This is a genomic window from Streptococcus oralis subsp. dentisani (genome assembly GCF_002860905.1).
Classification (GTDB): domain Bacteria; phylum Bacillota; class Bacilli; order Lactobacillales; family Streptococcaceae; genus Streptococcus; species Streptococcus oralis_BA.
Genome location: NZ_PKIG01000001.1, coordinates 129,102 through 155,050, shown reverse-complemented (window position 1 = coordinate 155,050; position 25,949 = coordinate 129,102). Strand labels below are relative to the sequence as shown.

The 25,949-nt window shown below is 41.4% G+C and carries 27 protein-coding genes and 1 pseudogene; 26 read left to right on the top strand and 2 right to left on the bottom strand.

Annotation, left to right across the window (positions count from 1 at the left end):
* The first annotated feature begins 1 nt into the window (after nt 1).
* From ldcB to whiA, 18 genes and pseudogenes are all read left to right on the top strand, one after another.
* The gene (gene ldcB, locus CYK16_RS00800) at nt 2–718 is read left to right on the top strand and encodes an LD-carboxypeptidase LdcB/DacB (protein WP_060805868.1); all 717 of its coding nucleotides are present in this window, start codon (nt 2–4) and stop codon (nt 716–718) included.
* A 122-nt stretch (nt 719–840) separates the two neighbouring features.
* Complete coding sequence (gene rplK / locus CYK16_RS00795) at nt 841–1,266, top strand: 50S ribosomal protein L11 (protein WP_001085807.1); 426 nt, start codon at nt 841–843, stop codon at nt 1,264–1,266.
* A 207-nt stretch (nt 1,267–1,473) separates the two neighbouring features.
* Nucleotides 1,474–2,163: a 50S ribosomal protein L1 gene (gene rplA, locus CYK16_RS00790; protein ID WP_001085675.1), complete on the top strand. Its 690-nt coding sequence runs from the start codon at nt 1,474–1,476 to the stop codon at nt 2,161–2,163.
* 430 nt (nt 2,164–2,593) lie between these two features.
* A complete protein-coding gene (locus CYK16_RS00785; RefSeq protein WP_060805867.1) occupies nt 2,594–3,352 on the top strand; it encodes a class I SAM-dependent methyltransferase in 759 nt (252 codons plus the stop codon).
* Between the two features lie 86 nt (nt 3,353–3,438).
* Nucleotides 3,439–3,951: an adenine phosphoribosyltransferase gene (locus CYK16_RS00780; protein ID WP_001049318.1), complete on the top strand. Its 513-nt coding sequence runs from the start codon at nt 3,439–3,441 to the stop codon at nt 3,949–3,951.
* 182 nt (nt 3,952–4,133) lie between these two features.
* Nucleotides 4,134–5,078 (top strand): homoserine O-acetyltransferase MetA, encoded by a 945-nt coding sequence (metA, locus tag CYK16_RS00775; protein ID WP_060805866.1) that lies wholly within the window; start codon nt 4,134–4,136, stop codon nt 5,076–5,078.
* An 8-nt stretch (nt 5,079–5,086) separates the two neighbouring features.
* A complete protein-coding gene (locus tag CYK16_RS00770) occupies nt 5,087–5,764 on the top strand; it encodes a DnaD domain-containing protein (RefSeq protein ID WP_060805865.1) in 678 nt (225 codons plus the stop codon).
* 97 nt (nt 5,765–5,861) lie between these two features.
* A complete protein-coding gene (gene tpiA / locus CYK16_RS00765; RefSeq protein WP_060805864.1) occupies nt 5,862–6,620 on the top strand; it encodes a triose-phosphate isomerase in 759 nt (252 codons plus the stop codon).
* A gap of 33 nt (nt 6,621–6,653) precedes the next feature.
* Nucleotides 6,654–8,132, top strand: a pseudogene (lytC, locus tag CYK16_RS00760) (choline binding-anchored murein hydrolase LytC).
* 341 nt (nt 8,133–8,473) lie between these two features.
* Nucleotides 8,474–8,992, top strand: a complete 519-nt coding sequence (locus CYK16_RS00750) for a Dps family protein (RefSeq protein WP_000229881.1) — start codon at nt 8,474–8,476, stop codon at nt 8,990–8,992.
* A 131-nt stretch (nt 8,993–9,123) separates the two neighbouring features.
* Nucleotides 9,124–9,630 (top strand): dihydrofolate reductase, encoded by a 507-nt coding sequence (locus CYK16_RS00745; protein WP_060805863.1) that lies wholly within the window; start codon nt 9,124–9,126, stop codon nt 9,628–9,630.
* Entirely contained in the window at nt 9,630–9,800 is a 171-nt protein-coding gene (locus CYK16_RS00740; RefSeq protein WP_000442260.1) for a hypothetical protein, read from the top strand. The genes CYK16_RS00745 and CYK16_RS00740 overlap by 1 nt, the downstream gene beginning before the upstream one ends.
* A gap of 36 nt (nt 9,801–9,836) precedes the next feature.
* Entirely contained in the window at nt 9,837–11,069 is a 1,233-nt protein-coding gene (gene clpX, locus CYK16_RS00735) for an ATP-dependent Clp protease ATP-binding subunit ClpX (protein ID WP_025169664.1), read from the top strand.
* An 8-nt stretch (nt 11,070–11,077) separates the two neighbouring features.
* The gene (gene yihA, locus CYK16_RS00730; protein WP_000422605.1) at nt 11,078–11,665 is read left to right on the top strand and encodes a ribosome biogenesis GTP-binding protein YihA/YsxC; all 588 of its coding nucleotides are present in this window, start codon (nt 11,078–11,080) and stop codon (nt 11,663–11,665) included.
* A 10-nt stretch (nt 11,666–11,675) separates the two neighbouring features.
* Nucleotides 11,676–12,056 (top strand): RidA family protein, encoded by a 381-nt coding sequence (locus CYK16_RS00725; protein WP_060805862.1) that lies wholly within the window; start codon nt 11,676–11,678, stop codon nt 12,054–12,056.
* Between the two features lie 51 nt (nt 12,057–12,107).
* Complete coding sequence (rapZ, locus tag CYK16_RS00720; RefSeq protein ID WP_060805861.1) at nt 12,108–12,998, top strand: RNase adapter RapZ; 891 nt, start codon at nt 12,108–12,110, stop codon at nt 12,996–12,998.
* Entirely contained in the window at nt 12,995–13,972 is a 978-nt protein-coding gene (locus tag CYK16_RS00715; RefSeq protein ID WP_001231075.1) for a YvcK family protein, read from the top strand. Before rapZ ends, CYK16_RS00715 begins: the two co-directional genes overlap by 4 nt.
* Nucleotides 13,969–14,880, top strand: a complete 912-nt coding sequence (whiA, locus tag CYK16_RS00710; RefSeq protein ID WP_060805860.1) for a DNA-binding protein WhiA — start codon at nt 13,969–13,971, stop codon at nt 14,878–14,880. The genes CYK16_RS00715 and whiA overlap by 4 nt, the downstream gene beginning before the upstream one ends.
* Nucleotides 14,881–15,394: 514 nt before the next feature.
* On the opposite strand, the gene CYK16_RS00700 is transcribed toward whiA, so the two are convergent.
* A complete protein-coding gene (locus CYK16_RS00700; RefSeq protein ID WP_000593540.1) occupies nt 15,395–15,970 on the bottom strand; it encodes a hypothetical protein in 576 nt (191 codons plus the stop codon).
* 549 nt (nt 15,971–16,519) lie between these two features.
* Complete coding sequence (locus tag CYK16_RS00690) at nt 16,520–17,488, bottom strand: NAD(P)/FAD-dependent oxidoreductase (protein WP_060805858.1); 969 nt, start codon at nt 17,486–17,488, stop codon at nt 16,520–16,522.
* Between the two features lie 138 nt (nt 17,489–17,626).
* Between CYK16_RS00690 and cdaA the strand changes: the two genes are divergently transcribed.
* From cdaA to CYK16_RS00650, 8 genes are all read left to right on the top strand, one after another.
* On the top strand, nt 17,627–18,484 hold the full coding sequence (gene cdaA / locus CYK16_RS00685; protein ID WP_060805857.1) for a diadenylate cyclase CdaA: 858 nt from the start codon (nt 17,627–17,629) through the stop codon (nt 18,482–18,484).
* Entirely contained in the window at nt 18,471–19,250 is a 780-nt protein-coding gene (locus tag CYK16_RS00680; RefSeq protein ID WP_060805856.1) for a CdaR family protein, read from the top strand. The genes cdaA and CYK16_RS00680 overlap by 14 nt, the downstream gene beginning before the upstream one ends.
* Nucleotides 19,251–19,274: 24 nt before the next feature.
* Nucleotides 19,275–20,627: a phosphoglucosamine mutase gene (gene glmM / locus CYK16_RS00675; protein WP_060805855.1), complete on the top strand. Its 1,353-nt coding sequence runs from the start codon at nt 19,275–19,277 to the stop codon at nt 20,625–20,627.
* 73 nt (nt 20,628–20,700) lie between these two features.
* The gene (locus tag CYK16_RS00670; RefSeq protein WP_001050087.1) at nt 20,701–21,075 is read left to right on the top strand and encodes a DUF1149 family protein; all 375 of its coding nucleotides are present in this window, start codon (nt 20,701–20,703) and stop codon (nt 21,073–21,075) included.
* A 1-nt stretch (nt 21,076) separates the two neighbouring features.
* Nucleotides 21,077–21,925 (top strand): DegV family protein, encoded by an 849-nt coding sequence (locus CYK16_RS00665; protein WP_060805854.1) that lies wholly within the window; start codon nt 21,077–21,079, stop codon nt 21,923–21,925.
* A gap of 163 nt (nt 21,926–22,088) precedes the next feature.
* Nucleotides 22,089–22,856, top strand: a complete 768-nt coding sequence (dapB, locus tag CYK16_RS00660) for a 4-hydroxy-tetrahydrodipicolinate reductase (RefSeq protein ID WP_060805853.1) — start codon at nt 22,089–22,091, stop codon at nt 22,854–22,856.
* Nucleotides 22,853–24,052 carry a CCA tRNA nucleotidyltransferase gene (locus CYK16_RS00655; protein WP_081094059.1) on the top strand — a complete coding sequence of 400 codons (1,200 nt, stop codon included), beginning with the start codon at nt 22,853–22,855 and terminating at the stop codon, nt 24,050–24,052. Before dapB ends, CYK16_RS00655 begins: the two co-directional genes overlap by 4 nt.
* Nucleotides 24,049–25,920, top strand: a complete 1,872-nt coding sequence (locus tag CYK16_RS00650; RefSeq protein ID WP_033680546.1) for an ABC-F family ATP-binding cassette domain-containing protein — start codon at nt 24,049–24,051, stop codon at nt 25,918–25,920. Before CYK16_RS00655 ends, CYK16_RS00650 begins: the two co-directional genes overlap by 4 nt.
* The last annotated feature ends 29 nt before the right edge of the window (nt 25,921–25,949 follow it).

Sequence of the window (25,949 nt, the reverse complement as noted above, 5' to 3'; positions counted from 1 at the left end):
GATGAAAAAAAGATACCTAGTCTTGACAGCCTTGCTAGCCTTGAGTCTAGCAGCTTGTTCACAAGAAAAAGCAAAAAATGAAGATGGCGCAGCTAAGACAGAACAAATAGCTAAAGCTGATGGAACAGTCGATAGTAAATCTCAAGGAGCTACCCAGAAAAAAGCAGAAGTGGCTAACAAAGGAGACTACTATAGCATCCAAGGGAAATACGATGAAATCATCGTAGCCAACAAACACTATCCATTGTCTAAAGACTATAATCCAGGGGAAAATCCAACAGCCAAGGCAGAGTTGATCAAACTCATCAAAGCGATGCAAGAGGCAGGTTTCCCCATTAGCGACCATTACAGTGGCTTTAGAAGTTTTGAAACTCAGACCAAGCTCTATCAAGATTATGTCAATCAAGATGGGAAAGAAGCTGCCGACCGTTATTCTGCCCGTCCTGGCTATAGCGAGCACCAGACAGGCTTGGCTTTTGATGTGATTGGGACAAATGGTGATTTGGTGACAGAAGAAAAAGCGGCCCAATGGCTCTTGGACCATGCGGCTGATTATGGTTTTGTTGTTCGTTATCTCAAAGGAAAGGAAAAGGAAACAGGCTATATGGCTGAAGAATGGCACCTTCGTTATGTCGGAAAAGAAGCAAAAGAAATAGCTGCAAGTGGTCTCAGTTTGGAAGAGTATTACGGCTTTGAAGGCGGAGATTACGTCGATTAAAAAATAAACTTTTCTCTTGCAATTTCAGATAAATAGTATATAATAGATGGGTATGTGAAAAGCATACTTGTGGGAGGTAAAAATCTTTAATTACCGCCAAAACCACAAAGGAGGATTTAAAAATGGCTAAAAAAGTCGAAAAACTTGTAAAATTGCAAATCCCTGCTGGTAAAGCTACACCAGCTCCACCGGTTGGACCTGCTCTTGGTCAAGCTGGTATCAACATCATGGGATTCACAAAAGAGTTCAACGCTCGTACAGCTGACCAAGCTGGTATGATCATTCCAGTTGTTATCTCAGTTTACGAAGATAAATCATTTACTTTCATCACTAAAACACCACCAGCTGCTGTTCTTTTGAAAAAAGCTGCAGGTGTTGAAAAAGGATCAGGTACACCTAACAAAACTAAAGTTGCTACAGTTACTCGTGCACAAGTACAAGAAATTGCAGAAACTAAGATGCCAGATTTGAACGCAGCAAACGTAGAGTCTGCAATGCGTATGATCGAAGGTACTGCTCGTTCTATGGGATTCACTGTTGTTGACTAATCAATAACACAGTAGAAAATCTCACAGCAGTCTATTAGTTGCTTTTCATACTAGGCAAGTGACTGATGCTTGTACTTGGGTACAGCAAGGGAACTTAACGACGTAGGAAAAGAAAAATAATAGACTGATAACCCGCAAGACTTCATCATTTCGAGGAGTGACGTGGGAGATGAAAATCGATTGAACCACTTACAAGGAGAATAGAAAATGGCTAAAAAAAGCAAACAACTTCGTGCTGCTCTTGAGAAAATCGACAGCACAAAAGCATACAGCGTAGAAGAAGCTGTAGCACTTGCAAAAGAAACTAACTTTGCAAAATTTGATGCAACTGTAGAAGTTGCTTACAACTTGAACATCGACGTTAAAAAAGCTGACCAACAAATCCGTGGAGCAATGGTATTGCCAAACGGTACTGGTAAAACTTCACGCGTTCTTGTTTTCGCACGTGGTGCAAAAGCTGAAGAAGCAAAAGCTGCTGGTGCAGACTTTGTTGGTGAAGATGACCTTGTTGCTAAAATCAACGATGGTTGGTTGGACTTCGACGTAGTTATCGCTACACCTGATATGATGGCTCTTGTTGGACGTCTTGGACGTGTCCTTGGACCACGTAACTTGATGCCAAACCCTAAAACTGGTACTGTGACAATGGATGTTGCTAAAGCAGTTGAAGAGTCTAAAGGTGGTAAAATCACTTACCGTGCTGACCGTGCAGGTAACGTTCAAGCTATCATCGGTAAAGTATCATTTGAAGCTGAAAAATTGGTTGAAAACTTCAAAGCTTTCAACGAAACAATCCAAAAAGCAAAACCAGCTACAGCTAAAGGAACTTACGTAACAAACTTGACGATCACAACTACTCAAGGTGTTGGTATCAAAGTTGACGTAAACTCACTTTAATCAGTAGTTTATACAGAGAGAACGAGTACGAAAGTGCTCGTTTTTTTGGCGTACGACGGGCATGTCGTACATCTGAGGTGTAAGTCCTCGGTAGGCACCTGCTACCGGTGAACCCAATAGCGATTCCCAAGCCTGACTATCGTGAGGTAGCTGGGAGAGGAAGGGATAGCGAAATCGTGGCTCTACGAACAGAAAGGTGGAGGTTCGTAGAGCGGATGAAGAAGAGAGCAATTCCAAAGTACAAAAATAGTCGTAACCTGAATGTGTAAATGATGGAAGGAGTTGAATTCGAACTAGAGAGTTGATTAATAGATTTATGCTATAGTCATGGTGGTTTGTATGCTTTTGATTCTAGTTTATCAAATAATAGATTAGAATTGTCAGATAATATCATTTTATGTTATAATGAAGAAAAAACAGAGGTGTTCAAATGTCAGAAGCAGGTCATAAGTTTTTAGCAAAATTAGGGAAAAAACGCTTACGTCCAGGTGGAAAACGTGCTACAGATTGGTTAATTGAGGAAGGAGGATTTTCAAAAGAAAAGAGAATACTAGAAGTTGCGTGCAATAGGGGAACTACAGCAATTGAGTTGGCACAGCGTTTTGGTTGTAAGATAACTGCTGTTGATATGGATGCTCAAGCTTTAGAAGTGGCTAAAAAATCTGCTGAAACGGCAGGTGTTGCTCATTTAATCAGTTTTGAAAGAGCTAATGCAATGAAACTTCCTTATGAAGATGCTAGTTTTAATATTGTTATAAATGAAGCTATGCTGACTATGCAAGCCGATCAAGCTAAGAAAAAATGTGTAATGGAATATTTAAGGGTTTTAAAACCTGAGGGTCTTCTCTTGACACATGATGTGCTTCTTAAGGAAGCTAAAGAGTCTGTCAGACAGGAATTGTCGCAAGCAATTCATGTGAATGTAGGTCCTTTAACTCAAGATGGTTGGGAAGAGCTGATGATAGAATCAGGTTATTGTGATGTGAAAGTATTGACTGGTGAAATGACATTAATGAAATTATCGGGTATGATTTATGACGAAGGTTGGCTAGGAACCTTGAAAATTTGTGTAAATGCTTGTAAAAAGGAGAATAGAAAGCAGTTTTTAACTATGTATAAAATGTTTGATAAGAATAAAAAGAACTTGGGCTTTATTGCTATGGCTAGTCATAAATCGTCAAATCGTTAGATAATTATTGATGTTAACTTTTCCTTTTTTCTTTCTTAAAAAATATGCTATAATAGAGAGTAAAAAACTTTGAAAGAAAGAAAAAGATGAATTTAAAAGATTACATTGCAACAATTGAAAATTATCCAAAGGAAGGGATTACCTTCCGTGATATCAGTCCTTTGATGGCTGATGGGAATGCTTATAGCTACGCTGTTCGTGAAATCGTTCAGTATGCGACTGACAAGAAAATTGACATGATTGTAGGTCCTGAGGCTCGTGGATTTATCGTGGGCTGTCCAGTTGCCTTTGAGTTGGGAATTGGTTTTGCACCTGTTCGTAAACCAGGTAAATTGCCACGTGAAGTTATTTCTGCTGACTATGAAAAAGAGTACGGTGTTGATACCTTGACTATGCATGCTGACGCTATTAAGCCAGGTCAACGTGTTCTTATCGTAGATGACCTCTTGGCAACAGGTGGAACTGTTAAGGCAACTATCGAGATGATTGAAAAACTTGGTGGTGTTGTAGCAGGTTGTGCCTTTCTTGTTGAATTGGATGAATTGAACGGCCGTGAAAAAATCGGTGACTACGATTACAAGGTTCTTATGCATTATTAATGAAAAACAGTCCCTAGGGCTGTTTTCTCTACATTAGGATATAAAAACAGACTATAGCTAGTTAGAGAAAAACTATAATTGAAAACTATATCTTCTTGCAGTATAATAAAAGGACTAAGTGTTTGAGATTTGGCTTCAAACATATGCAATTATTCCTGAAAGAGTACAGTTAGGAGAGGGTTATGCCGATTCGAATTGATAAAAAACTACCAGCTGTTGAGATTTTACGGACAGAGAATATCTTTGTCATGGATGATCAACGTGCGGCCCACCAAGATATCCGTCCTTTGAAGATTTTAATTTTAAATCTCATGCCACAGAAAATGGTCACAGAAACCCAGTTGTTACGCCATTTGGCCAATACACCTCTACAACTGGATATTGATTTCCTCTATATGGAGAGCCATCGTTCCAAGACAACTCGTTCAGAACACATGGAGACCTTCTATAAAACTTTTCCTGAAGTCAAAGATGAGTATTTTGATGGCATGATTATCACGGGTGCTCCAGTTGAGCATTTACCATTTGAGGAAGTGGACTATTGGGAGGAATTTAGTCAGGTAATCGAGTGGTCCAAGACTCATGTCTATTCGACCCTTCATATCTGTTGGGGTGCTCAGGCTGGTCTTTATCTGCGCTATGGAGTGGAAAAATACCAGATGGACAGTAAGTTATCGGGTATCTATCCTCAGGACACCTTAAAGGAGGGTCATCTTCTCTTTAGAGGCTTTGACGATAGCTACGTAGCTCCTCATTCACGGCATACGGAGATTTCTAAGGAAGAAGTCTTAAACAAGACCAATCTTGAAATTTTATCAGAAGGACCTCAGGTTGGGGTTTCTATTTTGGCCAGTCGTGACTTACGAGAAATTTATAGTTTTGGGCATTTGGAGTATGATCGTGATACCCTGGCAAAAGAGTATTTCCGAGATCGTAATGCAGGTTTGGATCCTCATATTCCAGAAAATTACTTTAAGGATGATGATGTCAACCAGACACCTTGTCTTTGTTGGTCTTCATCAGCAGCCCTCTTTTTCAGTAACTGGGTAAACTATGCTGTCTATCAGGAGACGCCTTTTGACTGGAGAAAGATAGAAGATGATGCATCTGCATATGGGTATTTATAAGAGGAATTATGACATATTTAGACGCTTTTAAATCAGGGAACTTGGTTTTACCGAGTGCCCTGCTCTTGCATTTTAAGGAACTCTTTCCTTCAAGCGATGATTTTTTAGTCTGGCAATTTTTCTATTTGCAAAATACGACAGGTTTGGAAGAAATGTCGCCAAGTCAGATTGCTGAAAGGATTGGCAAGGAAATTTCGGATGTCAACCAGTCCATTTCCAACTTGACAGAGAGGGGACTGCTCCAGTATCGTACTATCGAATTAAATGGCGAAATTGAATTGCTCTTTGATGCTAGTTTGGCTTTGGAACGTTTAGATAACTTGCTTGGAGCTCCTACTTCGAGTTCAGACCAGTTGACACCTCAAAACCAGCTCAAGGATTTGGTAGAAACCTTTCAACAGGAGTTGGGACGTTTGTTGACGCCTTTTGAAATTGAGGATTTGACCAAGACCCTAAAAGAAGATGGGACCAGTGCTGACTTGATTAAGGAAGCTCTTCGTGAAGCTGTTTTGAATGGAAAACCAAACTGGAAGTACATTCAGGCGATTTTGAGAAATTGGCGCCATGAAGGAATCAAGAGTGTGGCTCAAATTGAGGCTAAGCGGGCAGAAAGAGAAGCAAGCAATCCTCAGATGACACAGGTATCGGCAGATTTCAGAAATGCCATGGATCTCTGGAAGGATTAATCCGTGTAAGCAGGCTTGAAATCCGAGTAAGATTTGCAAGCTGTGTCTAATTGTGATAAAATAAATAGAAAATAAATTGAAAAAAGAGGTATGTGAAATGTCACGTAAACCATTTATCGCTGGTAACTGGAAAATGAACAAAAATCCAGAAGAAGCTAAAGAATTCGTTGAAGCAGTTGCGTCAAAACTTCCTTCATCAGATCTTGTTGAAGCAGGTATCGCTGCTCCAGCTCTTGATTTGACAACTGTTCTTGCTGCTGCAAAAGGTTCAAACCTTAAAGTTGCTGCTCAAAACTGCTACTTTGAAAATGCAGGTGCTTTCACTGGTGAAACAAGCCCACAAGTTTTGAAAGAAATCGGTACTGACTACGTTGTTATCGGCCACTCAGAACGCCGTGACTACTTCCATGAAACTGACGAAGATATCAACAAAAAAGCAAAAGCAATCTTTGCAAACGGTATGCTTCCAATCATCTGTTGTGGTGAGTCACTTGAAACTTACGAAACTGGTAAAGCAGCTGAATTCGTAGGTGCTCAAGTATCTGCTGCATTGGCTGGATTGACTGCTGAACAAGTTGCGGCATCAGTTATCGCTTATGAGCCAATCTGGGCTATCGGTACTGGTAAATCAGCTTCACAAGACGATGCACAAAAAATGTGTAAAGTTGTTCGTGACGTTGTAGCTGCTGACTTCGGTCAAGAAGTTGCAGACAAAGTTCGTGTTCAATACGGTGGTTCTGTTAAACCTGAAAACGTTGCTTCATACATGGCTTGTCCAGACGTTGACGGCGCCCTTGTTGGTGGTGCGTCACTTGAAGCTGAAAGCTTCTTGGCTTTGCTTGACTTTGTAAAATAATCAGTAGCAAAAGCTAGGTGGAACAGCATTCAAATGCTTGTTCCATTTTTTATAGGAGAGGAAAGATTGAAAACAAAGATTGGAAAAATTGGATTAGCGAGTATCTTTTTACTAGGCTTGGCAGTTAGTCATGTAGCTGCAAATGAAACTGAAGCGAAAGCATCTTTGGAAGAAAGCAGTGTTCAAGCTTCTTCTAGCAATGTAGAAGAAAAGAAATCAGAAACGACTACAAGTCAAAAGGAAAAAGAGAAAAAGGTTGAGACTTCTTCTAGTCAGCGTCCAAAGAAAAAGGAAGAAGTAAAAGAGACGCGAGCTAGTAGTCAGAAAGAAGAAAGTAAACCAACTTCAACATCAGCACATTGGGAAGGTGACTTCTATGTAAAAGCAGATGGTTCAAAAGCTAAGAGTGAATGGATCTTCGATACTAGCTACAAGGCTTGATTCTATATAAAAGCAGATAGTCGTTATGCTCAAAAAGAATGGCATGGGAACTACTACCTCAAAGCAGATGCTTCTTATGCATAACAAGAATGGCATGGGAACTACTACCTCAAAGTGGGTGGCTACATGGCCAAGAGTGAATGGTTTTACGATAACAATTATAAGAGTTGGTTTTACCTGAAATCTGATGGTTCTTATGCAAATCAAGAGTGGCAAAAGGTAGACGGCAAGTGGTACTATTTCAAGAAGTGGGGTTACATGGCTAAAGATGAGTGGCAGGGTAACTATTACTTGACAGAAAGTGGTGCTATGGCGACTGGTGAATTAGTCATGAATGATGCTCGCTATATTTTTTCTGACTCAGGTGAGTTAAAAGAAAAGAAAGACTTGAATGTTGGATGGGTTCACCGAAATGGCAGACGTTATTTCTTTAACCATCGTGAAGAACAAGTTGGGACTGATCAAGTTAAAAAGGTTATCGATGTCAGTGAGCACAATGGTCGTATCAGTGACTGGAAAAAGGTCATCGATGATAATGGAGTAGATGGAGTCATTGTTCGTTTGGGCTATAGTGGAACTGAGGACAAGGAATTGGCTCATAATATTAAGGAGTTAAACCGTCTTGGAATTCCTTACGGTGTTTACCTTTATACTTATGCTGAAAATGAGACCGATGCTGAGAATGATGCTAATCAAACCATTGAACTCTTGAAAAAATACAAGATGAACTTGTCTTACCCTATCTACTACGATGTTGAGAACTGGGAATATGGCAATAAGACTAAGAGAGCTCCAAGTGATACTGGAACCTGGGTCAAGATCATCAATAAGTATATGGCAACAATGAAGCAGGCTGGTTATCAAAATGTGAAAGTTTATAGCTATCGTCAACTCTTGCAAACTCGTTTGAATCATCCAGATATTTTACAACATGTCAACTGGGTTGCAGCCTATACGGATGCACTTGATTGGACAAATCCTCATTATTCAGGTGAAAAAGGATGGCAATATACCTCATCTGAATACTTAAAAGGAATTCGTGGTCGTGTTGACGTCAGCGTTTGGTATTAAGATATAAGTTTGAGAAAGGAGTGTGCAAGAAAATTGCATCCCTTTTTTCTTTATTTTGTCGCAGTTAATACTCTTTGAAAATCAAATTCAAACCACGTCAACGTCACCTTGCCGTACTCAAGTACAGCCTGCGGCTAGTTTCCTAGTTTGCTCTTTGATTTTCATTGAGTATAAGAGAGGTGTAATGGGACTGTGTTTTATTCTAAAAATTCTTAAATTATCAGTCTATTGCAACTTTTCTCATGTGAGTCATTTGGCTTGCTATTGGTTATTCTTAGTAGTATACTAAGATAGTAATCAGTAAGAAGTGGTTACAAATAATAATGAATGAGGTAAAAACAATGGTAGAATTGAAAAAAGAAGCAGTAAAAGATGTAACATCATTAACAAAAGCAGCGCCAGTAGCATTGGCAAAAACGAAGGAAGTCTTGAACCAAGCTGTTGCTGATTTGTACGTAGCTCATGTGGCTTTGCACCAAGTACACTGGTATATGCGTGGTCGTGGTTTCCTTGTATGGCATCCAAAAATGGATGAGTATATGGAAGCTCTTGATGGTCAATTGGATGAAATCAGCGAACGCTTGATCACACTTGGAGGTAGCCCATTCTCTACATTGACAGAATTCCTTCAAAACAGTGAAATCGAAGAAGAAGCTGGTGAATACCGTAATGTTGAAGAAAGCTTGGAACGTGTCCTTGCTATCTATCGTTACTTGTCAGAACTTTTCCAAAAAGGTTTGGATGTTACTGATGAAGAAGGAGACGATGTGACAAACGGTATCTTTGCAGATGCTAAGACTGAAACAGATAAAACAATCTGGATGCTTGCAGCAGAACTTGGACAAGCACCTGGTTTGTAAGAAATAGAATAATCATATAAAAATCTGTAGGATGCCTCTTACGGATTTTTTTCTATTCTGTAAGCTATTCCAAACCAGTCTTTTTTTGAGTTTTTTGATAAAATAGTACTATCAGTAAAAAGGATGGAAGCATGACTAAAAAAATCGTAGCTATTTGGGCCCAGGATGAAGAGGGTGTGATTGGTAAGGACAATCGTCTGCCTTGGCATTTGCCAGCAGAATTGCAACACTTTAAAGAAACGACTCTGAATCATGCTATCTTGATGGGGCGCGTTACCTTTGATGGGATGGGGCGTCGCTTGCTTCCAAAACGGGAAACCTTGATTTTGACACGTAACCCGGAAGAAAATATAGATGGGGTTACTACTTTTTATGATGTCCAGTCTGTCTTGGACTGGTATCAGGGTCAAGACAAGAATCTTTATATTATCGGTGGGAAGCAAATTTTTCAGGCTTTTGAGCCCTACCTTGACGAAGTGATTGTGACTCATATTCATGCTCGTGTGGAAGGAGATACCTATTTTCCTGAGGAGTTTGACTTGTCTATTTTTGAGACAGTTTCAAGCAAATCCTATACCAAAGATGACAAAAATCCTTATGATTTTACCATCCAATACCGCAAGAGAAAGGAAGTCTAATGGAACGTAGTATATTTGGTTTTTTCACAGCCATGCTGTGTTTGGTCTGCTTGCTTGCAGGGGCACAGGCTTTTCGTAAAAAGCGTTATGGACTTTCTGTCCTGCTCTGGTTAAATGCTTTTACCAATTTGGTCAATAGTATCCATGCTTTTTACATGACCTTATTTTAGATAGAATGACAGTATAGAATAGAACGGAAGGAAATCATGCCTACAACTAGGAATAATGATATGATGGTTTATTGCTCATTTTGTGGCAAAAGCCAAGAAGAAGTACAAAAAATAATCGCTGGGAACAACGCCTTTATCTGTAATGAATGTGTGGAGTTGGCCCAGGAAATCATTCGGGAGGAGTTGGCTGAGGAAGTCTTGGCAGACTTGTCTGAGGTACCAAAACCAATTGAACTCCTCCATATCTTGAACCACTATGTAATTGGTCAAGATCGTGCCAAGCGTGCCTTGGCAGTGGCGGTTTACAACCACTACAAACGTATCAATTTTCACGATACGCGTGAAGAGTCAGAAGATGTGGATTTGCAGAAGTCAAACATCTTGATGATTGGCCCAACTGGTTCAGGGAAAACTTTCCTTGCCCAGACCTTGGCTAAGAGCTTGAATGTGCCTTTTGCGATTGCGGATGCGACAGCTCTTACTGAGGCTGGTTATGTGGGTGAGGACGTGGAAAATATCCTTCTCAAACTATTGCAGGCTGCTGACTTTAACATTGAACGTGCAGAACGTGGGATTATCTACGTGGATGAAATTGATAAGATTGCTAAGAAGAGCGAGAACGTATCGATCACACGTGACGTTTCTGGTGAAGGGGTGCAACAAGCCCTTCTTAAGATTATCGAGGGAACAGTTGCAAGCGTGCCGCCTCAAGGTGGACGAAAACATCCGCAACAAGAGATGATTCAAGTGGATACCAAAAATATCCTCTTCATCGTGGGTGGTGCTTTTGATGGTATTGAAGAAATTGTCAAACAACGTCTGGGTGAAAAAGTCATCGGATTTGGTCAAAATAATAAAGCGATTGACGAAAACAGCTCTTACATGCAAGAAATCATCGCAGAAGATATTCAAAAATTTGGTATTATCCCTGAGTTGATTGGACGTTTACCTGTCTTTGCTGCTCTTGAACAATTGACAGTGGATGACTTGGTTCGCATCTTGAAAGAACCAAGAAATGCCTTGGTAAAACAGTACCAAACCTTGCTTTCTTATGATGATGTCGAGTTGGAATTTGACGACGAAGCTCTTCAAGAGATTGCCAATAAGGCCATCGAACGCAAAACGGGTGCGCGTGGTCTTCGCTCAATTATTGAAGAAACCATGCTAGACGTCATGTTTGAAGTACCGAGTCAGGAAAATGTGAAATTGGTTCGCATCACAAAAGAAGCTGTCGATGGAACGGATAAACCAATCCTAGAAACAGCCTAGAGGTGACTATGGAACTTAATACACATAATGCTGAAATCTTGCTCAGTGCGGCGAATAAATCCCACTATCCGCAGGATGAACTGCCAGAGATCGCTCTTGCAGGGCGTTCAAATGTTGGCAAGTCTAGCTTTATCAATACCATGCTGAACCGCAAGAATCTAGCCCGAACATCAGGTAAACCTGGTAAAACCCAGCTTCTCAATTTCTTTAATATCGACGATAAGATGCGCTTTGTGGATGTGCCTGGTTATGGCTATGCCCGTGTTTCTAAAAAGGAACGTGAAAAGTGGGGGCGCATGATTGAGGAGTACTTAACGACTCGGGAAAATCTCCGTGCGGTTGTCAGTTTGGTGGATCTCCGCCACGACCCGTCAGCAGATGATGTGCAGATGTACGAATTTCTCAAGTATTATGAGATTCCAGTTATCATTGTGGCGACCAAGGCGGACAAGATTCCTCGTGGTAAATGGAACAAGCACGAATCAGCAATCAAAAAGAAATTAAACTTTGACCCAAGTGACGACTTTATCCTCTTTTCATCTGTCAGTAAGGCAGGGATGGATGAGGCTTGGGATGCAATCTTAGAAAAATTGTGAGGAAAAGAAAATGGCAAAAACAATTCATACAGACAAAGCTCCAAAGGCTATCGGACCATATGTTCAAGGAAAAATCGTTGGCGACCTTTTGTTTGCTAGTGGTCAAGTTCCTCTCTCTCCTGAAACTGGAGAAATCGTTGGAGAAACGATCCAAGAACAGACAGAACAAGTCTTAAAAAACATCGGTGCTATTTTGGCAGAAGCAGGAACAGACTTTGACCATGTTGTCAAAACAACTTGCTTCTTGAGCGATATGAACGACTTTGTTCCTTTTAACGAGGTTTACCAAACGGCCTTTAAAGAGAAATTTCCAGCTCGTTCAGCAGTAGAGGTAGCTCGTCTTCCTCGTGATGTAAAAGTCGAAATTGAAGTCATCGCAGAGATTGGATAAGCTAGCTGAAGTTTGGTGTTGCCAAACTTCTTTTGATATAAGGAGAAAAAGATGACAAAGAAACAACTTCACTTGGTGATTGTGACAGGAATGAGTGGTGCAGGGAAAACAGTTGCCATTCAGTCCTTCGAAGATTTGGGTTATTTTACTATTGATAATATGCCGCCAGCTCTCTTGCCTAAGTTTTTGCAGTTGGTGGAAACAAAGGAAGACGACCATAAGTTGGCCTTGGTAGTAGATATGCGTAGCCGTTCTTTCTTCTCAGAGATTCAAGCTGTTTTGGATGAGTTGGAAAACAAGGAAGAACTGGACTTTAAAATTCTCTTTTTGGATGCAGCTGATAAGGAATTGGTCGCGCGTTACAAGGAAACCAGACGGAGTCACCCACTAGCTGCAGATGGTCGGATTTTGGATGGAATCAAGCTGGAACGTGAGCTCTTGGCGCCTTTGAAAAATATGAGCCAAAATGTGGTGGATACGACTGAACTCACTCCACGTGAGCTGCGCAAAACCCTTGCAGAGCAGTTTTCAGATCAAGAGCAAGCCCAGCCTTTCCGTATCGAAGTCATGTCTTTCGGCTTTAAATATGGAATCCCGATTGATGCAGATTTGGTCTTTGATGTCCGATTCTTGCCCAATCCCTACTACCTACCAGAACTGAGAAACCAAACGGGTGTAGATGAACCAGTGTATCACTATGTCATGAACCATCCAGAGTCCGAAGACTTTTATCAACATTTGTTGGCCTTGATTGAACCGATTTTGCCAAGTTACCAAAAGGAAGGTAAGTCCGTTTTGACCATTGCCATGGGATGTACGGGTGGACAACACCGTAGTGTGGCCTTTGCTAAACGCTTGGCGCAGGACTTATCCAAGAATTGGCCTGTTAATGAAGGGCATCGCGACAAAGACCGAAGAAAGGAAACGGTAAACCGTTCATGAGAAAACCAAAGATAACGGTGATTGGTGGAGGGACTGGGATCCCCGTCATTCTTAAAAGTCTGCGGGAAAAAGATGTGGAAATCGCTGCTATCGTAACGGTGGCGGATGATGGTGGTTCATCAGGTGAACTCCGAAAAAATATGCAGCAATTGACACCGCCAGGTGATCTTCGCAATGTCCTTGTGGCCATGTCGGATATGCCTAAGTTCTATGAGAAGGTCTTTCAGTACCGTTTTTCTGAGGATGCGGGAGCCTTTGCGGGCCATCCGCTGGGAAATCTCATTATCGCTGGTCTGTCAGAGATGCAGGGTTCGACCTATAATGCCATGCAGTTATTGAGCAAATTTTTCCATACTACTGGGAAGATTTATCCTTCCAGTGACCATCCTTTGACCTTGCATGCAGTCTTTCAGGATGGGACAGAGGTGGCTGGAGAGAGCCATATTGCAGACCATCCAGGCATGATTGACCATGTCTATGTGACCAATACCCTCAACGATGATACGCCTCTGGCTAGCCGTCGAGTAGTGCAGACCATTCTTGAAAGTGACATGATTGTTCTCGGACCTGGTTCCCTCTTTACCTCGATTTTACCTAATATCGTGATTAAGGAAATTGGGCAGGCGCTTTTGGAAACCAAGGCAGAAATCGCCTATGTCTGCAATATTATGACCCAACGTGGGGAGACAGAACACTTTACAGATAGTGACCACGTGGAAGTCTTGCATCGTCACCTTGGCCGACCTTTTATCGACACTGTCTTGGTGAATATCGAAAAAGTGCCTCAGGAATACATGAATTCCAACCGTTTTGATGAATACTTGGTCCAGGTGGAACATGATTTTGCTGGTCTTTGTAAGCAGGTTCCGCGTGTGATTTCATCCAACTTCCTTCGTCTGGAAAATGGGGGTGCCTTCCACGATGGAGATTTGATTGTGGATGAGTTGATGCGGATTATACAGGTGAGAAAATGAGTTTCACAGTAGCAGTAAAAGAAGAAATCCTGGGTCAGCACCATCTGAGCCGGCATGAATTATCTGCCATTATCAAGATGTCTGGCAGTATCGGTCTCTCGACTTCGGGTTTGACCTTGTCAGTTGTGACAGAAAATGCCAAACTGGCTCGTCACCTCTATGAGTCCTTTCTCCATTTCTACGAAATCAAATCGGAAATCCGACACCACCAACGGAGCAATCTTCGTAAGAATCGGGTCTATACCGTTTTTACAGATGAAAAGGTGCAGGACCTTCTGAGTGATTTGCACTTAGCAGACTCCTTTTTTGGCCTAGAAACGGGTATTGATGAGGCGATTTTATCGGATGAGGAAGCCAGTCGTGCTTATCTCTGTGGTGCTTTCTTGGCAAATGGAAGTATTCGTGACCCTGAGTCAGGCAAGTATCAGTTGGAAATCAGTTCTGTTTATCTAGACCATGCGCAAGGGCTCGCCTCCCTTCTTCAGCAGTTTTTACTGGATGCCAAGGTACTTGAGCGCAAGAAGGGAGCTGTTACCTATCTCCAGCGAGCTGAAGACATTATGGACTTTTTGATAGTCATCGGAGCCATGCAGGCGCGTGATGATTTTGAGCGGGTTAAGATTTTGCGAGAAACTCGTAACGACCTCAATCGGGCCAATAATGCCGAGACAGCCAATATTGCTCGGACAGTTTCTGCCAGCATGAAGACTATCAACAATATCAGTAAAATCAAAGATATCATGGGCTTAGAAAATCTGCCAGTGGATTTGCAGGAGGTAGCGCAACTGCGTATTCAGCACCCAGACTACTCTATCCAGCAGTTAGCAGATAGCCTCAGCACCCCTCTGACCAAAAGTGGTGTCAACCACAGACTCAGAAAGATAAATAAATTAGCCGATGAATTATAAAGACATAAAACACCTCTTTCTTGACAATTGAACAGAACATGTGAGATAATAAATAAGAATTGAGAAGTTCTAGCATTTTAGTGCTAAAACAGAAATCCCCTCGGTACTGCAATACCAAGGGGATTTTTTCTGGGTTAGATAGCACTAACCAGGAAAGTTACTTGTCGAAGTGATCGTCTAACCAACGAGTCACCAGCCATGAGATGATACTCTCGATGACTGCGATAAGTACTATTTTGAGAAGTTCTAGCATCTGTAATACCTCCTTTTCCAAGGCGTATTGTTAGTGCCGTCCCTATTATATCACATGTTTTATCAGTTTGATAGGACATTTTTGCTTTTTGAAAAAGAAGGGGAAAGGCAAAAAGCAATGTCATTAAGTTAAGAAATTTAGCTCTTTAAAATCAAAAACGCATAATATCAGATATTGAAAACCGTGATACTATGCGTTTTATTGTGAGAAAATTTATTTCATTTTCTCCTGAAATTGAGTTTTTACCCAGTCTCTAATGAGTTATTTCCAAGTGACCAGTTCGCTCCAAACGCTAACATTCGATATAGTAGAGGTTTCACCAGCTGGAACCCATTTGTTGGTGCCTAAGTATCTAACTTCTAGTTTACGAACGTTTACTGTGTAAGATGCTTTTAGTCTAATATAACCATAAGTGTAGGGTGGTACGTTATGGGAGACTGAGTGATTTAAACTAAGTCCAGCTCCAGACTCCGGAGCAGAAAAGCTAACACCTGCACCTACAGTCAGAGTAGCTCCAGCTTTTCCACCATAGGCAGTTGAACTTACAGGACCTGATGTGGTGCTTTTCTTGTAAGAGTGAGAGTATTTAGTTCTATAGTCTGCAACACCAGTTGCATTAGAACGAGTCTGATACGTAGATTTAGACTCTAAATAGGCGTCTCTAAGTTCAGTTGTATAAAATGACAATAACTCTCCTGTGTTGATATCTTTTACAATACGATTAGATACAATTTCATAATTTGTACCAGGATAGACATCAGCAAAAACCGTAGATGTTGTGACTAAGAATAATAGACTTGATAGTAGAGAGAAAAACAATAGTTTCAGTTTAATCATAACAAATTTCCTTTCTTCATGAGTAAAAGATTATTTTTTCAATCCTTTGAAAGTTATAATGCAACCCGAAATAATACTGAGAGTTCCTACAGGTCTCCAATATAGTTGCCAAAAGAATAAATTTATTCTTTCTTTCAGTGTCGCATAGGGTTCGGCATAATAGGGGTTGATGTGAAATAATAAAAAACCAAAACATAAAACTATGATTCCAGTTAAGAATAAAATGTCCTTATTTACTTTCCTCATAAAACCTCCTTTTATTTTATTTAAAGCGCTTTCTATTATTAGTATACGTCAAAAAAAGAAAAAAACAAGTCTATTTATTTATTTTTTTATATGGTATAATAGAATAGTTGGAGAGTTTTTATATAGCTTTAAAAGGCTGATATGAATACTTTGTATAATCTAATGATTCTTCAAAAAATTTCTTATTCAAACAAGAGCAAAGAGAAGGTGGGCTGCATATCAGAAGTTAGATGTATTTCTGTCTAACTTTTGAGGTGTAGTTCATTTTAAAACCACGAATCCTATGTGGCTCGTGGTTCTTTTTTATAAACTAGTAGAGTGTTTTGGTTGTACTTTTTGCTCTGGGTCAATGTAGTTGATGGCATTGTTGACAGCGGTTGGTGCTTCTCCAAGCCCTGTCGCAATCAGATCAATTTTTCCGTCATAGTAGCAGCAGTCACCGATAGCATAGATACCTGCTTGGCTAGATTCTTGCTTACTGTTGACGATAATCTTGTGACGGTTGAGGTCCAGACCCCAGTTTTTAAGGTTACCAACAGAAGATTTGAAACCATAGTTGACAAAGAGGTGGTCTATGTCAATAGTTTCTGTTTCATCAGATTTAACTTTTGTGATTTCCAATTTGTCAAGCGTTTTTCCATCTCCAAGGAGTTGGCTAGGAACGAATGGTGTCTTGATGGATACAGATGATTCTTGTAAGGCTTGAACACTGTGCTCCAAGGCGCGGAAATTATCTCTGCGGTGAACAAGGGTAGTTGGTGCAATTTTTTCAAAAGCCAAAGCCCAATCCACAGCCGAGTCTCCTCCACCAAGAATCGTCACTTTCTTACCAGCGTATTGCTGGATGTTGGAAACGTGGTAGTGGATATTTTCATAGCCTTCAACGCCTTCTAGTTCTAGAGGACGTGGTTTAAAGGCACCGCCACCCATAGCGATGATAACTGTTTTAGTCAGGTGACTTCCTTTAGAAGTTGTGATGACAAATCCTTCTTCTTGTTTTTCAATCTCAAGAACCGTTTCATTGAGATGAATAGGGGTATCAAATCCATTTAATTGCTCGATTAGACGGTTAGTCAACTCTTCTCCAGTCAGATTTGGGAAACCTGGGACGTCGAGGATTTCCTTTTCAGGATAGAGAATAGCAGGTTGGCCACCTAGTTGGGGAAGGGAGTCGATGATTTGGACCTTGGCTTGGCGTAGATGTGCATAGAAGGCTGCAAAAAGCCCGACAGGACCACCACCTACAATGGTAATATCATAGAGTTGAGACATGGTTTCTCCTTTGTTTTTTCTAGTCAGTTTATTTTATCATATTTTTTCTTTAATTTAAAATGAAGTAGGATAGGGAAAAAAATGTCAGAAAAATGGTATAATAGAAAGGAACGTGTTTGGACAGAGAGGAGACAGCAGATGAACTTTCAACAATTATCCAACCTGCAATATTGGACTAGCTTGTTTTCTAGTCCTTGGAGTATTGCCATCAATGTGTTTGATATTTTGATTGTGGCCTATATTTTATATCGTTTTACAAAAGCGATAGCTGGCACCAAGATTATGATTTTGGTGCGTGGGGTCGTGATTTTTGTATTAGCCCAGGTTGTGGCCAATATCCTTGGTTTAACAACGATTTCTTGGTTGATTAATCAAATTATCACCTATGGGGTTATTGCTGCGGTTGTTATCTTTTCTCCAGAGATTCGGACTGGTTTGGAACGCTTGGGAAGGGCGACAGATTTCTTTTCTACTGCTCAAATTAGTGCAGAGGAGCAAATGATTCGTGCCTTTGTCAAGTCGGTTGAATATATGAGTCCTCGTAAGATTGGTGCTCTGGTTGCCATCCAACGAGTTCGGACCTTGCAAGAATACATTGCGACAGGGATTCCCTTGGATGCCAATATTTCAGCTGAACTCCTTATTAATATCTTTATCCCCAACACCCCTCTACATGATGGTGCTGTGATTATCAGAGAAAATCGGATAGCAGTAACCTCTGCCTATCTGCCCTTGACAGAAAGTACAGGGATTTCCAAGGAATTTGGGACCAGACACCGGGCAGCTATCGGTTTGTCAGAAGTATCCGATGCCTTGACCTTTATCGTCTCAGAGGAAACAGGTGGTATTTCTATTACCTATAATGGGGTCTTCAAACATGACTTGACGATTGAAGAATTTGAAGCAGAGCTACGAGCAATTCTTTTGCCAGCTGTTGAGGAAAAAGCCAGTTTCAAGGACCGTTTGCTAGGAGGTTGGAAATATGAGAAAAAATAGTCTATATATCATTTCATCTCTCTTTTTTGCTTGTGTCTTATTTATCTATGCGACGTCAACCAACTTTCAAAATAGTAATACCGCAAGGCAGGTCAAATCAGAAACTTACACCAATACGATAACGAACGTTCCTATCGTTATTCACTATGATGATGACCAGTATTTCATTAGCGGATTTGCATCAGAAGTTTCAGTTGTGCTGACAGGTGCCAATCGTGTGACCTTGGCTAGCGAAATGCAGGAAAGCACTCGTAAGTTTAAGGTAACTGCTGATTTGACGGATGCCAGTGTTGGAACAATTGAAGTTCCCTTGAACATTGAAAATCTTCCAAGTGGATTGACCGCTGTGGCAACGCCTCAAAAAATCACAGTGAAAGTTGGAAAGAAGGTTAAGCGAGATGGGATGATTGTTGTGCCACAAGTTGACCAAAGCCAGATTGATCCCAAGCTACAAATTGATAGTGTAGCCGTGTCAAATGAACGTGTCTCTGTTACAACTGACCAAGAAACATTAGCTAAAATCGATCGTATTATTGCGCTTTTACCAACTAGCGAACGCATAACAGGTAATTACAGTGGTTCAGTACCTTTGCAGGCAATCGACCGTAATGGTGTTGTCTTACCGGCAGTTATTACTCCGTTCGACACAACAATGAAGGTGACTACAAAACCAGTAGCACCAAGTTCAAGTACATCAAATTCAACTACAAGCAGTTCGTCGGAGACATCTTCGTCAACGAAAGCAACTAGTTCAAAAACGAATTAAAAATAGGAAAAGGATTTTATAAAAATGGGTAAATATTTTGGGACTGATGGAGTCCGTGGAGAAGCTAACGTAGAATTAACGCCAGAATTGGCCTTTAAGCTAGGACGTTTTGGAGGATATGTTCTTAGCCAACATGAAACGGAAGCACCGAAAGTTTTTGTAGGACGTGACACACGTATTTCAGGGGAAATGCTAGAATCAGCCTTGGTGGCAGGTCTCCTTTCAGTAGGGATTCACGTTTATAAACTCGGTGTTCTTGCGACGCCAGCAGTAGCTTACTTGGTCAAAACAGAGGGAGCAAGTGCAGGTGTCATGATTTCTGCTAGCCACAATCCAGCCCTTGATAATGGAATTAAGTTCTTTGGCGGTGATGGCTTCAAACTAGATGATGAAAAAGAAGCAGAAATTGAAGACTTGCTAGATGCTGCAGAAGATACTCTTCCTCGTCCAAGTGCAGAAGGCTTGGGAACCTTGGTAGATTATCCAGAAGGCTTGCGTAAGTATGAAGGATACCTTGTTTCAACTGGAACTCCTCTTGAAGGAATGAAGGTTGCCTTGGATACAGCCAATGGTGCAGCTTCTACAAGTGCCCGTCAAATTTTTGCAGATCTTGGTGCTCAATTAACAGTTATCGGGGAAACACCAGATGGTCTTAACATCAACCTTAATGTTGGTTCAACCCACCCAGAAACCCTTCAAGAAGTGGTCAAAGAAAGCGGCTCAGCTATCGGTTTGGCCTTTGACGGAGACAGTGACCGTTTGATTGCTGTTGATGAAAATGGTGAGATCGTTGATGGTGACAAGATCATGTACATCATCGGGAAATACCTTTCTGAAAAAGGACAATTGGCCCAAAATACAATTGTGACAACTGTTATGTCTAACCTTGGTTTCCACAAGGCCTTGGACCGTGAAGGTATTAACAAGGCAGTAACTGCAGTCGGCGATCGTTACGTTGTTGAAGAAATGCGAAAATCAGGCTACAACCTTGGTGGTGAACAGTCTGGTCACGTGATCTTGATGGATTACAATACAACTGGTGATGGCCAATTATCCGCTGTCCAATTGACTAAAATCATGAAGGAAACTGGTAAGAGCTTATCAGAGTTGGCAGCAGAAGTAACCATCTATCCACAAAAATTAGTCAATATCCGAGTGGAAAATGCCATGAAGGAAAAGGCTATGGAAGTGCTAGCTATCAAGGATATCATCGAGAAGATGGAAGAAGAAATGGCAGGGAATGGCCGTATCCTTGTTCGTCCAAGTGGAACAGAGCCTCTCTTGCGTGTTATGGCAGAAGCGCCTACAACAGAAGAAGTAGACTACTATGTTGATACCATCGCAGACGTAGTTCGAGCTGAAATCGGGATTGACTAAATCCTAGAAAACTAGATGAAAATAAAAAATTATGGTACAATAGCTTATAATATTGTAGCCGAGGGAGAAAGACATGAATCTTAAACGTGAACAAGAATTTGTTAGTCAGTATCATTTTGATGCGCGTAATTTTGAATGGGAAAATGAAAATGGAGCTCCTGAAACTAAGGTGGATGTGAACTTCCAATTGCTCCAACATGACCAAGAAAATCAAGTGACTTCCTTGATTGTCATCTTGACATTTATGATTGTATTTGATAAGTTTGTCATCAGTGGAACCATTTCACAGGTAAATCATATTGATGGCCGTATTGTCAATGAACCAAGTGAATTGAGCCAAGAAGAAGTGGAAACTTTGGCTCGTCCATGTTTGAACATGCTCAACCGTTTGACTTACGAAGTAACTGAAATTGCATTAGACTTACCAGGAATCAATTTGGAGTTCTAATATGAAACTAGCTGTTATCACAGATTCTTCTGCCTATCTCAGTGCAGAGACCTTGCAAAGAGAAGATTTATTTGTCTTGGATATTCCTGTCAATATTGATGGTGAGGAGTATGTCGAAGGTATCAATCTGACTGCTGAGGAATTTTACCAAAAAATGGCTCAGGCTTCTGAATTGCCTAAGACCAGTCAACCAAGTATTGCCAAGTTAGATGAAATCTTAACTTCGCTCAAAGAACAAGGTTATACCCATGCTTTGGGGCTTTTCCTATCTTCTGGAATTTCAGGTTTTTACCAAAATATCCAGTATATGATAGATGAATATGAGGGCTTAACCATTGCTTTTCCAGACACTTTGATTACAAGTGCTCCTCTGGGTATCATGGTTGAAAGCGTCTTTAACTGGCGAGATCAAGGAGATGATTTTGCTATCATTCAGGATAAGCTAGCCATTCAAATCAGCCGTACGTCAGCTTTTATCATGGTAGATGATTTGGATCATTTGGTAAAAGGTGGACGTCTTTCAAATGGGGCTGCGATTTTGGGTAATCTGCTAAGCATTAAGCCAATCCTTTATTTTAACGATCAAGGTGTGATTGAAGTTTACGAAAAAGTTCGTACGGAAAAGAAAGCAACCAAGCGCTTAATTGAAATTATCAAGGAAACAACGGCTTCAGGCCAATATCGGGTCATTGTCATTCACGGAAATGCTCCTGAAAAGGCTGAAGAATTGCGTCAGCACTTGGTTGAATCTGGAGTGGGTACGGATATTTCACTTGCTACATTTGGTAGTGTCATTGGGACACACCTAGGATCAGGAAGCATTGCCTTGGGTTATATTCCAGTGATTTAGTTGGCACTTCTAGACTAGTTAAGATACCTTGTATCTTAGAAATTGAACACGGACTACCTGCCTCTTGAAAAAAGATGCCTGTCTTGCCTTTCGTGGAAAGTCAGCGCCATTCCCTATTTTTCATGGGCAGCTAACGTCCTTTGTATCTTAGACAGGAGTAGAGATGAGTATTCGAGTAATTATTGCTGGTTTTAAGGGAAAGATGGGCCAGGCTGCTTGTCAGATGGTCTTGGCTGATCCAGACTTGGACTTGGTAGCAGTTTTGGATCCCTTTGAGTCTGAATCAGAATGGCAGGGTATTCCTGTTTTCAAGGATAAGGCTGATTTAGCAGGCTTTGAAGCGGATGTCTGGGTAGATTTTACTACTCCAGCTGTTGCCTACGAAAATACACGTTTTGCTCTTGAAAATGGCTTTGCTCCAGTAGTTGGAACGACAGGCTTTACTAGTGAAGAAATTGCAGAGCTAAAAGAATTTTCTCGCGCCCAAGATTTGGGTGGTTTGATTGCCCCTAACTTTGCCCTGGGTGCTGTCTTGCTCATGCAATTTGCAAAGCAGGCTGCCAAATATTTCCCACATGTGGAGATTATCGAGCTCCATCATGACAAGAAAAAGGATGCTCCGAGTGGCACAGCTATTAAAACAGCTGAGTTGATGGCAGAAGTTCGAGAGTCTATTCAGCAAGGTGCAGCAGATGAGGAAGAATTGATTACTGGTGCCCGTGGTGCTGACTTTGATGGCATGCGCATCCACTCAGTTCGTTTGCCAGGCTTAGTAGCCCATCAGGAAGTCATCTTTGGCAATCAAGGAGAAGGATTGACCCTCCGTCATGACTCCTATGATCGCAGCTCCTTCATGACAGGGGTCAATTTGGGAATTAAAGAAGTTGTCAAGCGTCATGAGCTTGTCTATGGATTAGAACACTTATTATGAGATTAACGCAAATGCCTTCTGAATTTCAGAAGGCTTTACCAGTATTAGAAAAAATTAAAGAAGCAGGTTTTGAGGCCTATTTTGTTGGGGGCTCTGTTCGAGACGCCCTCCTCAATCGTCCTATCCATGATGTGGATATTGCGACGTCTTCTTATCCAGAAGAAACCAAGCAGATTTTTCCGCGAACAGCCGATATCGGAATCGAGCACGGAACTGTCTTGGTCTTAGATGGGGACGAGGAGTATGAGGTGACTACTTTTCGGACAGAAGATGTCTATGTGGACTATCGTAGACCTAGTGCGGTTTCTTTTGTTCGCTCGCTAGAAGAAGACCTCAAGCGCCGTGATTTTACAGTCAATGCCTTTGCCTTGGACGAGACAGGGGAAATCATTGACTTGTTCCATGGGCTAGAAGATTTGGAAAAGCAAGTCTTACGAGCAGTTGGAGTGGCAAGTGAGCGTTTTAACGAAGATGCTTTGCGGATTATGCGTGGTTTCCGTTTTCAGGCCAGTCTTGGCTTTGAACTTGAGACAGAAACGTTTAAAGCAATGAAGACCTTGACGCCACTTTTGGAGAAAATTTCTGTGGAGCGTACCTTCGTTGAGTTTGATAAACTCTTGCTGGCTCCGTTTTGGAGAAGGGGTTTGGCTTCCATGATTGAGAGTCAAGCTTATGATTATCTCCCTGATATGGAATCTAGCCAGGACAAGCTCAATAGACTGTTTGATTTGGAGACTGATTTTATCTTTGAATCCTCTGAACAAGCTTGGTCGGCTCTACTGTCGGCTTTGGAGATTGAAAATGCGCAGCCATTTTTGAAAGCTTGGAAGACCTCACGTCAGTTTGCCAAGCAGGTTCAGGATTTGCTGACTATTTTGGCTCTGCGTGAAAAGGGAGAATTGAGCAAGCGCGATTGTTACCGCTTTGACTTGGATTTACTTTTACAGGCTGAAAATCTTCGTCAGGCCCAAGGAAAAGAAGTCAACCCACAAGCCATCACAGAAACCTACCAGAACTTGACCATTCATGACAAGAAAGAAATCCAAATCAACGGTGGTATTTTGATCAAGGAATATGGTTATCAGCCGGGCCCAGACTTGGGAGAGATTTTAACAGAGATTGAATATGCCATTGTCGATGGAGAATTGGAAAATGACCGTCAAGCCATCCATGATTATCTGAGGGAGAAAAAATGAGTGATTTTATCGTTGAAAAACTAAGTAAATCCGTTGGTGACAAGACCGTTTTTAAGGATATTTCCTTTATCATCCATGACCTAGACAGAATCGGTCTGATTGGTGTCAATGGGACTGGTAAGACCACTCTTTTAGATGTTCTTTCTGGTGTTTCTGGCTTTGATGGGGATGTTAGTCCCTTTTCGGCTAAGAATGACTACCAGATTGGTTACTTGACCCAGGATCCTGATTTTGATGATAGCAAGACGGTCTTGGATACGGTTCTATCTAGCGACCTCAAGGAAATCCAGCTCATTCGTGAGTACGAATTGATCATGCTCAACTATAGTGAGGACAAGCAGGCGCGTTTGGAACGTGTCATGGCAGAAATGGACTCTCTCCAAGCTTGGGAAATCGAGAGTCAGGTCAAGACCGTTCTCAGCAAGTTGGGTATTCAGGACTTATCTACTCCTGTTGGGGAATTGTCAGGTGGTCTAAGAAGACGGGTCCAGTTGGCGCAAGTTCTTCTTGGTAACCACGACCTATTGCTTCTGGATGAGCCAACTAACCACTTAGATATAGCGACTATTGAGTGGCTGACCCTCTTTTTGAAAAATTCTAAGAAGACCGTCCTTTTTATCACCCACGATCGTTACTTCCTAGATGCTTTGTCAACACGGATTTTCGAGTTGGACCGAGCAGGATTGACTGAGTATCAAGGGAATTATCAGGACTATGTTCGCCTAAAGGCGGAACAGGATGAGCGTGACGCGGCTCTACTTCATAAAAAAGAACAACTTTATAAGCAGGAATTGGTCTGGATGCGCAGACAACCGCAGGCGCGTGCGACCAAGCAGCAGGCTCGTATCAATCGTTTCCACGACCTGAAAAAGGAAGTTTCAGGCGGCGTTGCTGAGACAGACTTGACCATGAACTTTGAAACCAGTCGTATTGGGAAGAAAGTCATCGAGTTTCAGGATGTTTCCTTTGCCTATGAAAACAAGCCTATTTTGCAAGATTTTAATCTCTTGGTGCAGGCTAAAGATCGTATTGGAATTGTTGGGGACAACGGTGTTGGAAAATCAACTCTCCTTAACTTGATTGCAGGAAGTCTTGAGCCGACAGCAGGACAAGTTGTGATAGGAGAAACTGTTCGCATTGCCTATTTCTCTCAGCAAATTGAGGGCTTGGATGAAAGTAAGCGAGTTATCAATTACTTGCAGGAAGTGGCAGAAGAGGTCAAGACCAGCGGTGGTTCTACGACTTCGATTGCAGAGTTGCTGGAGCAGTTCCTTTTCCCACGTTCGACGCATGGAACCTTGATTGAGAAATTGTCTGGGGGAGAGAAAAAACGTCTTTATCTCCTCAAACTGCTCTTGGAAAAACCAAATGTTCTTCTCTTGGACGAGCCGACCAATGACTTGGATATTGCAACCTTGACAGTTTTGGAGAATTTCTTGCAAGGCTTTGCTGGTCCAGTTTTGACTGTTAGTCACGACCGCTATTTCTTGGATAAGGTGGCGACCAAGATTCTCGCTTTTGAGGATGGTAAGATTCGTCCTTTCTTTGGTCATTACACTGATTACCTTGATGAAAAAGTCTTTGAAACAGAGATGGCCAATCAAGTGCAAAAAGCCGAAAAGGAAAAAGTCGTCAAGGTTCGAGAAGTTAAGAAACGCATGACCTACCAAGAAAAGCAGGAGTGGGCAAGCATTGAAGGCGATATTGAATCCTTGGAAAACTGTATCGCTGCTATTGAAGAGGAGATGCAGGCCAACGGCTCTGACTTTGGCAAACTGGCTACTCTTCAGAAAGAGCTAGATGAGAAAAACGAAGCACTCCTTGAAAAATACGAACGCTATGAGTATCTAAGTGACTTTGATAGCTAGAAGAATAGAAAAATCCCGTCTCATGGACA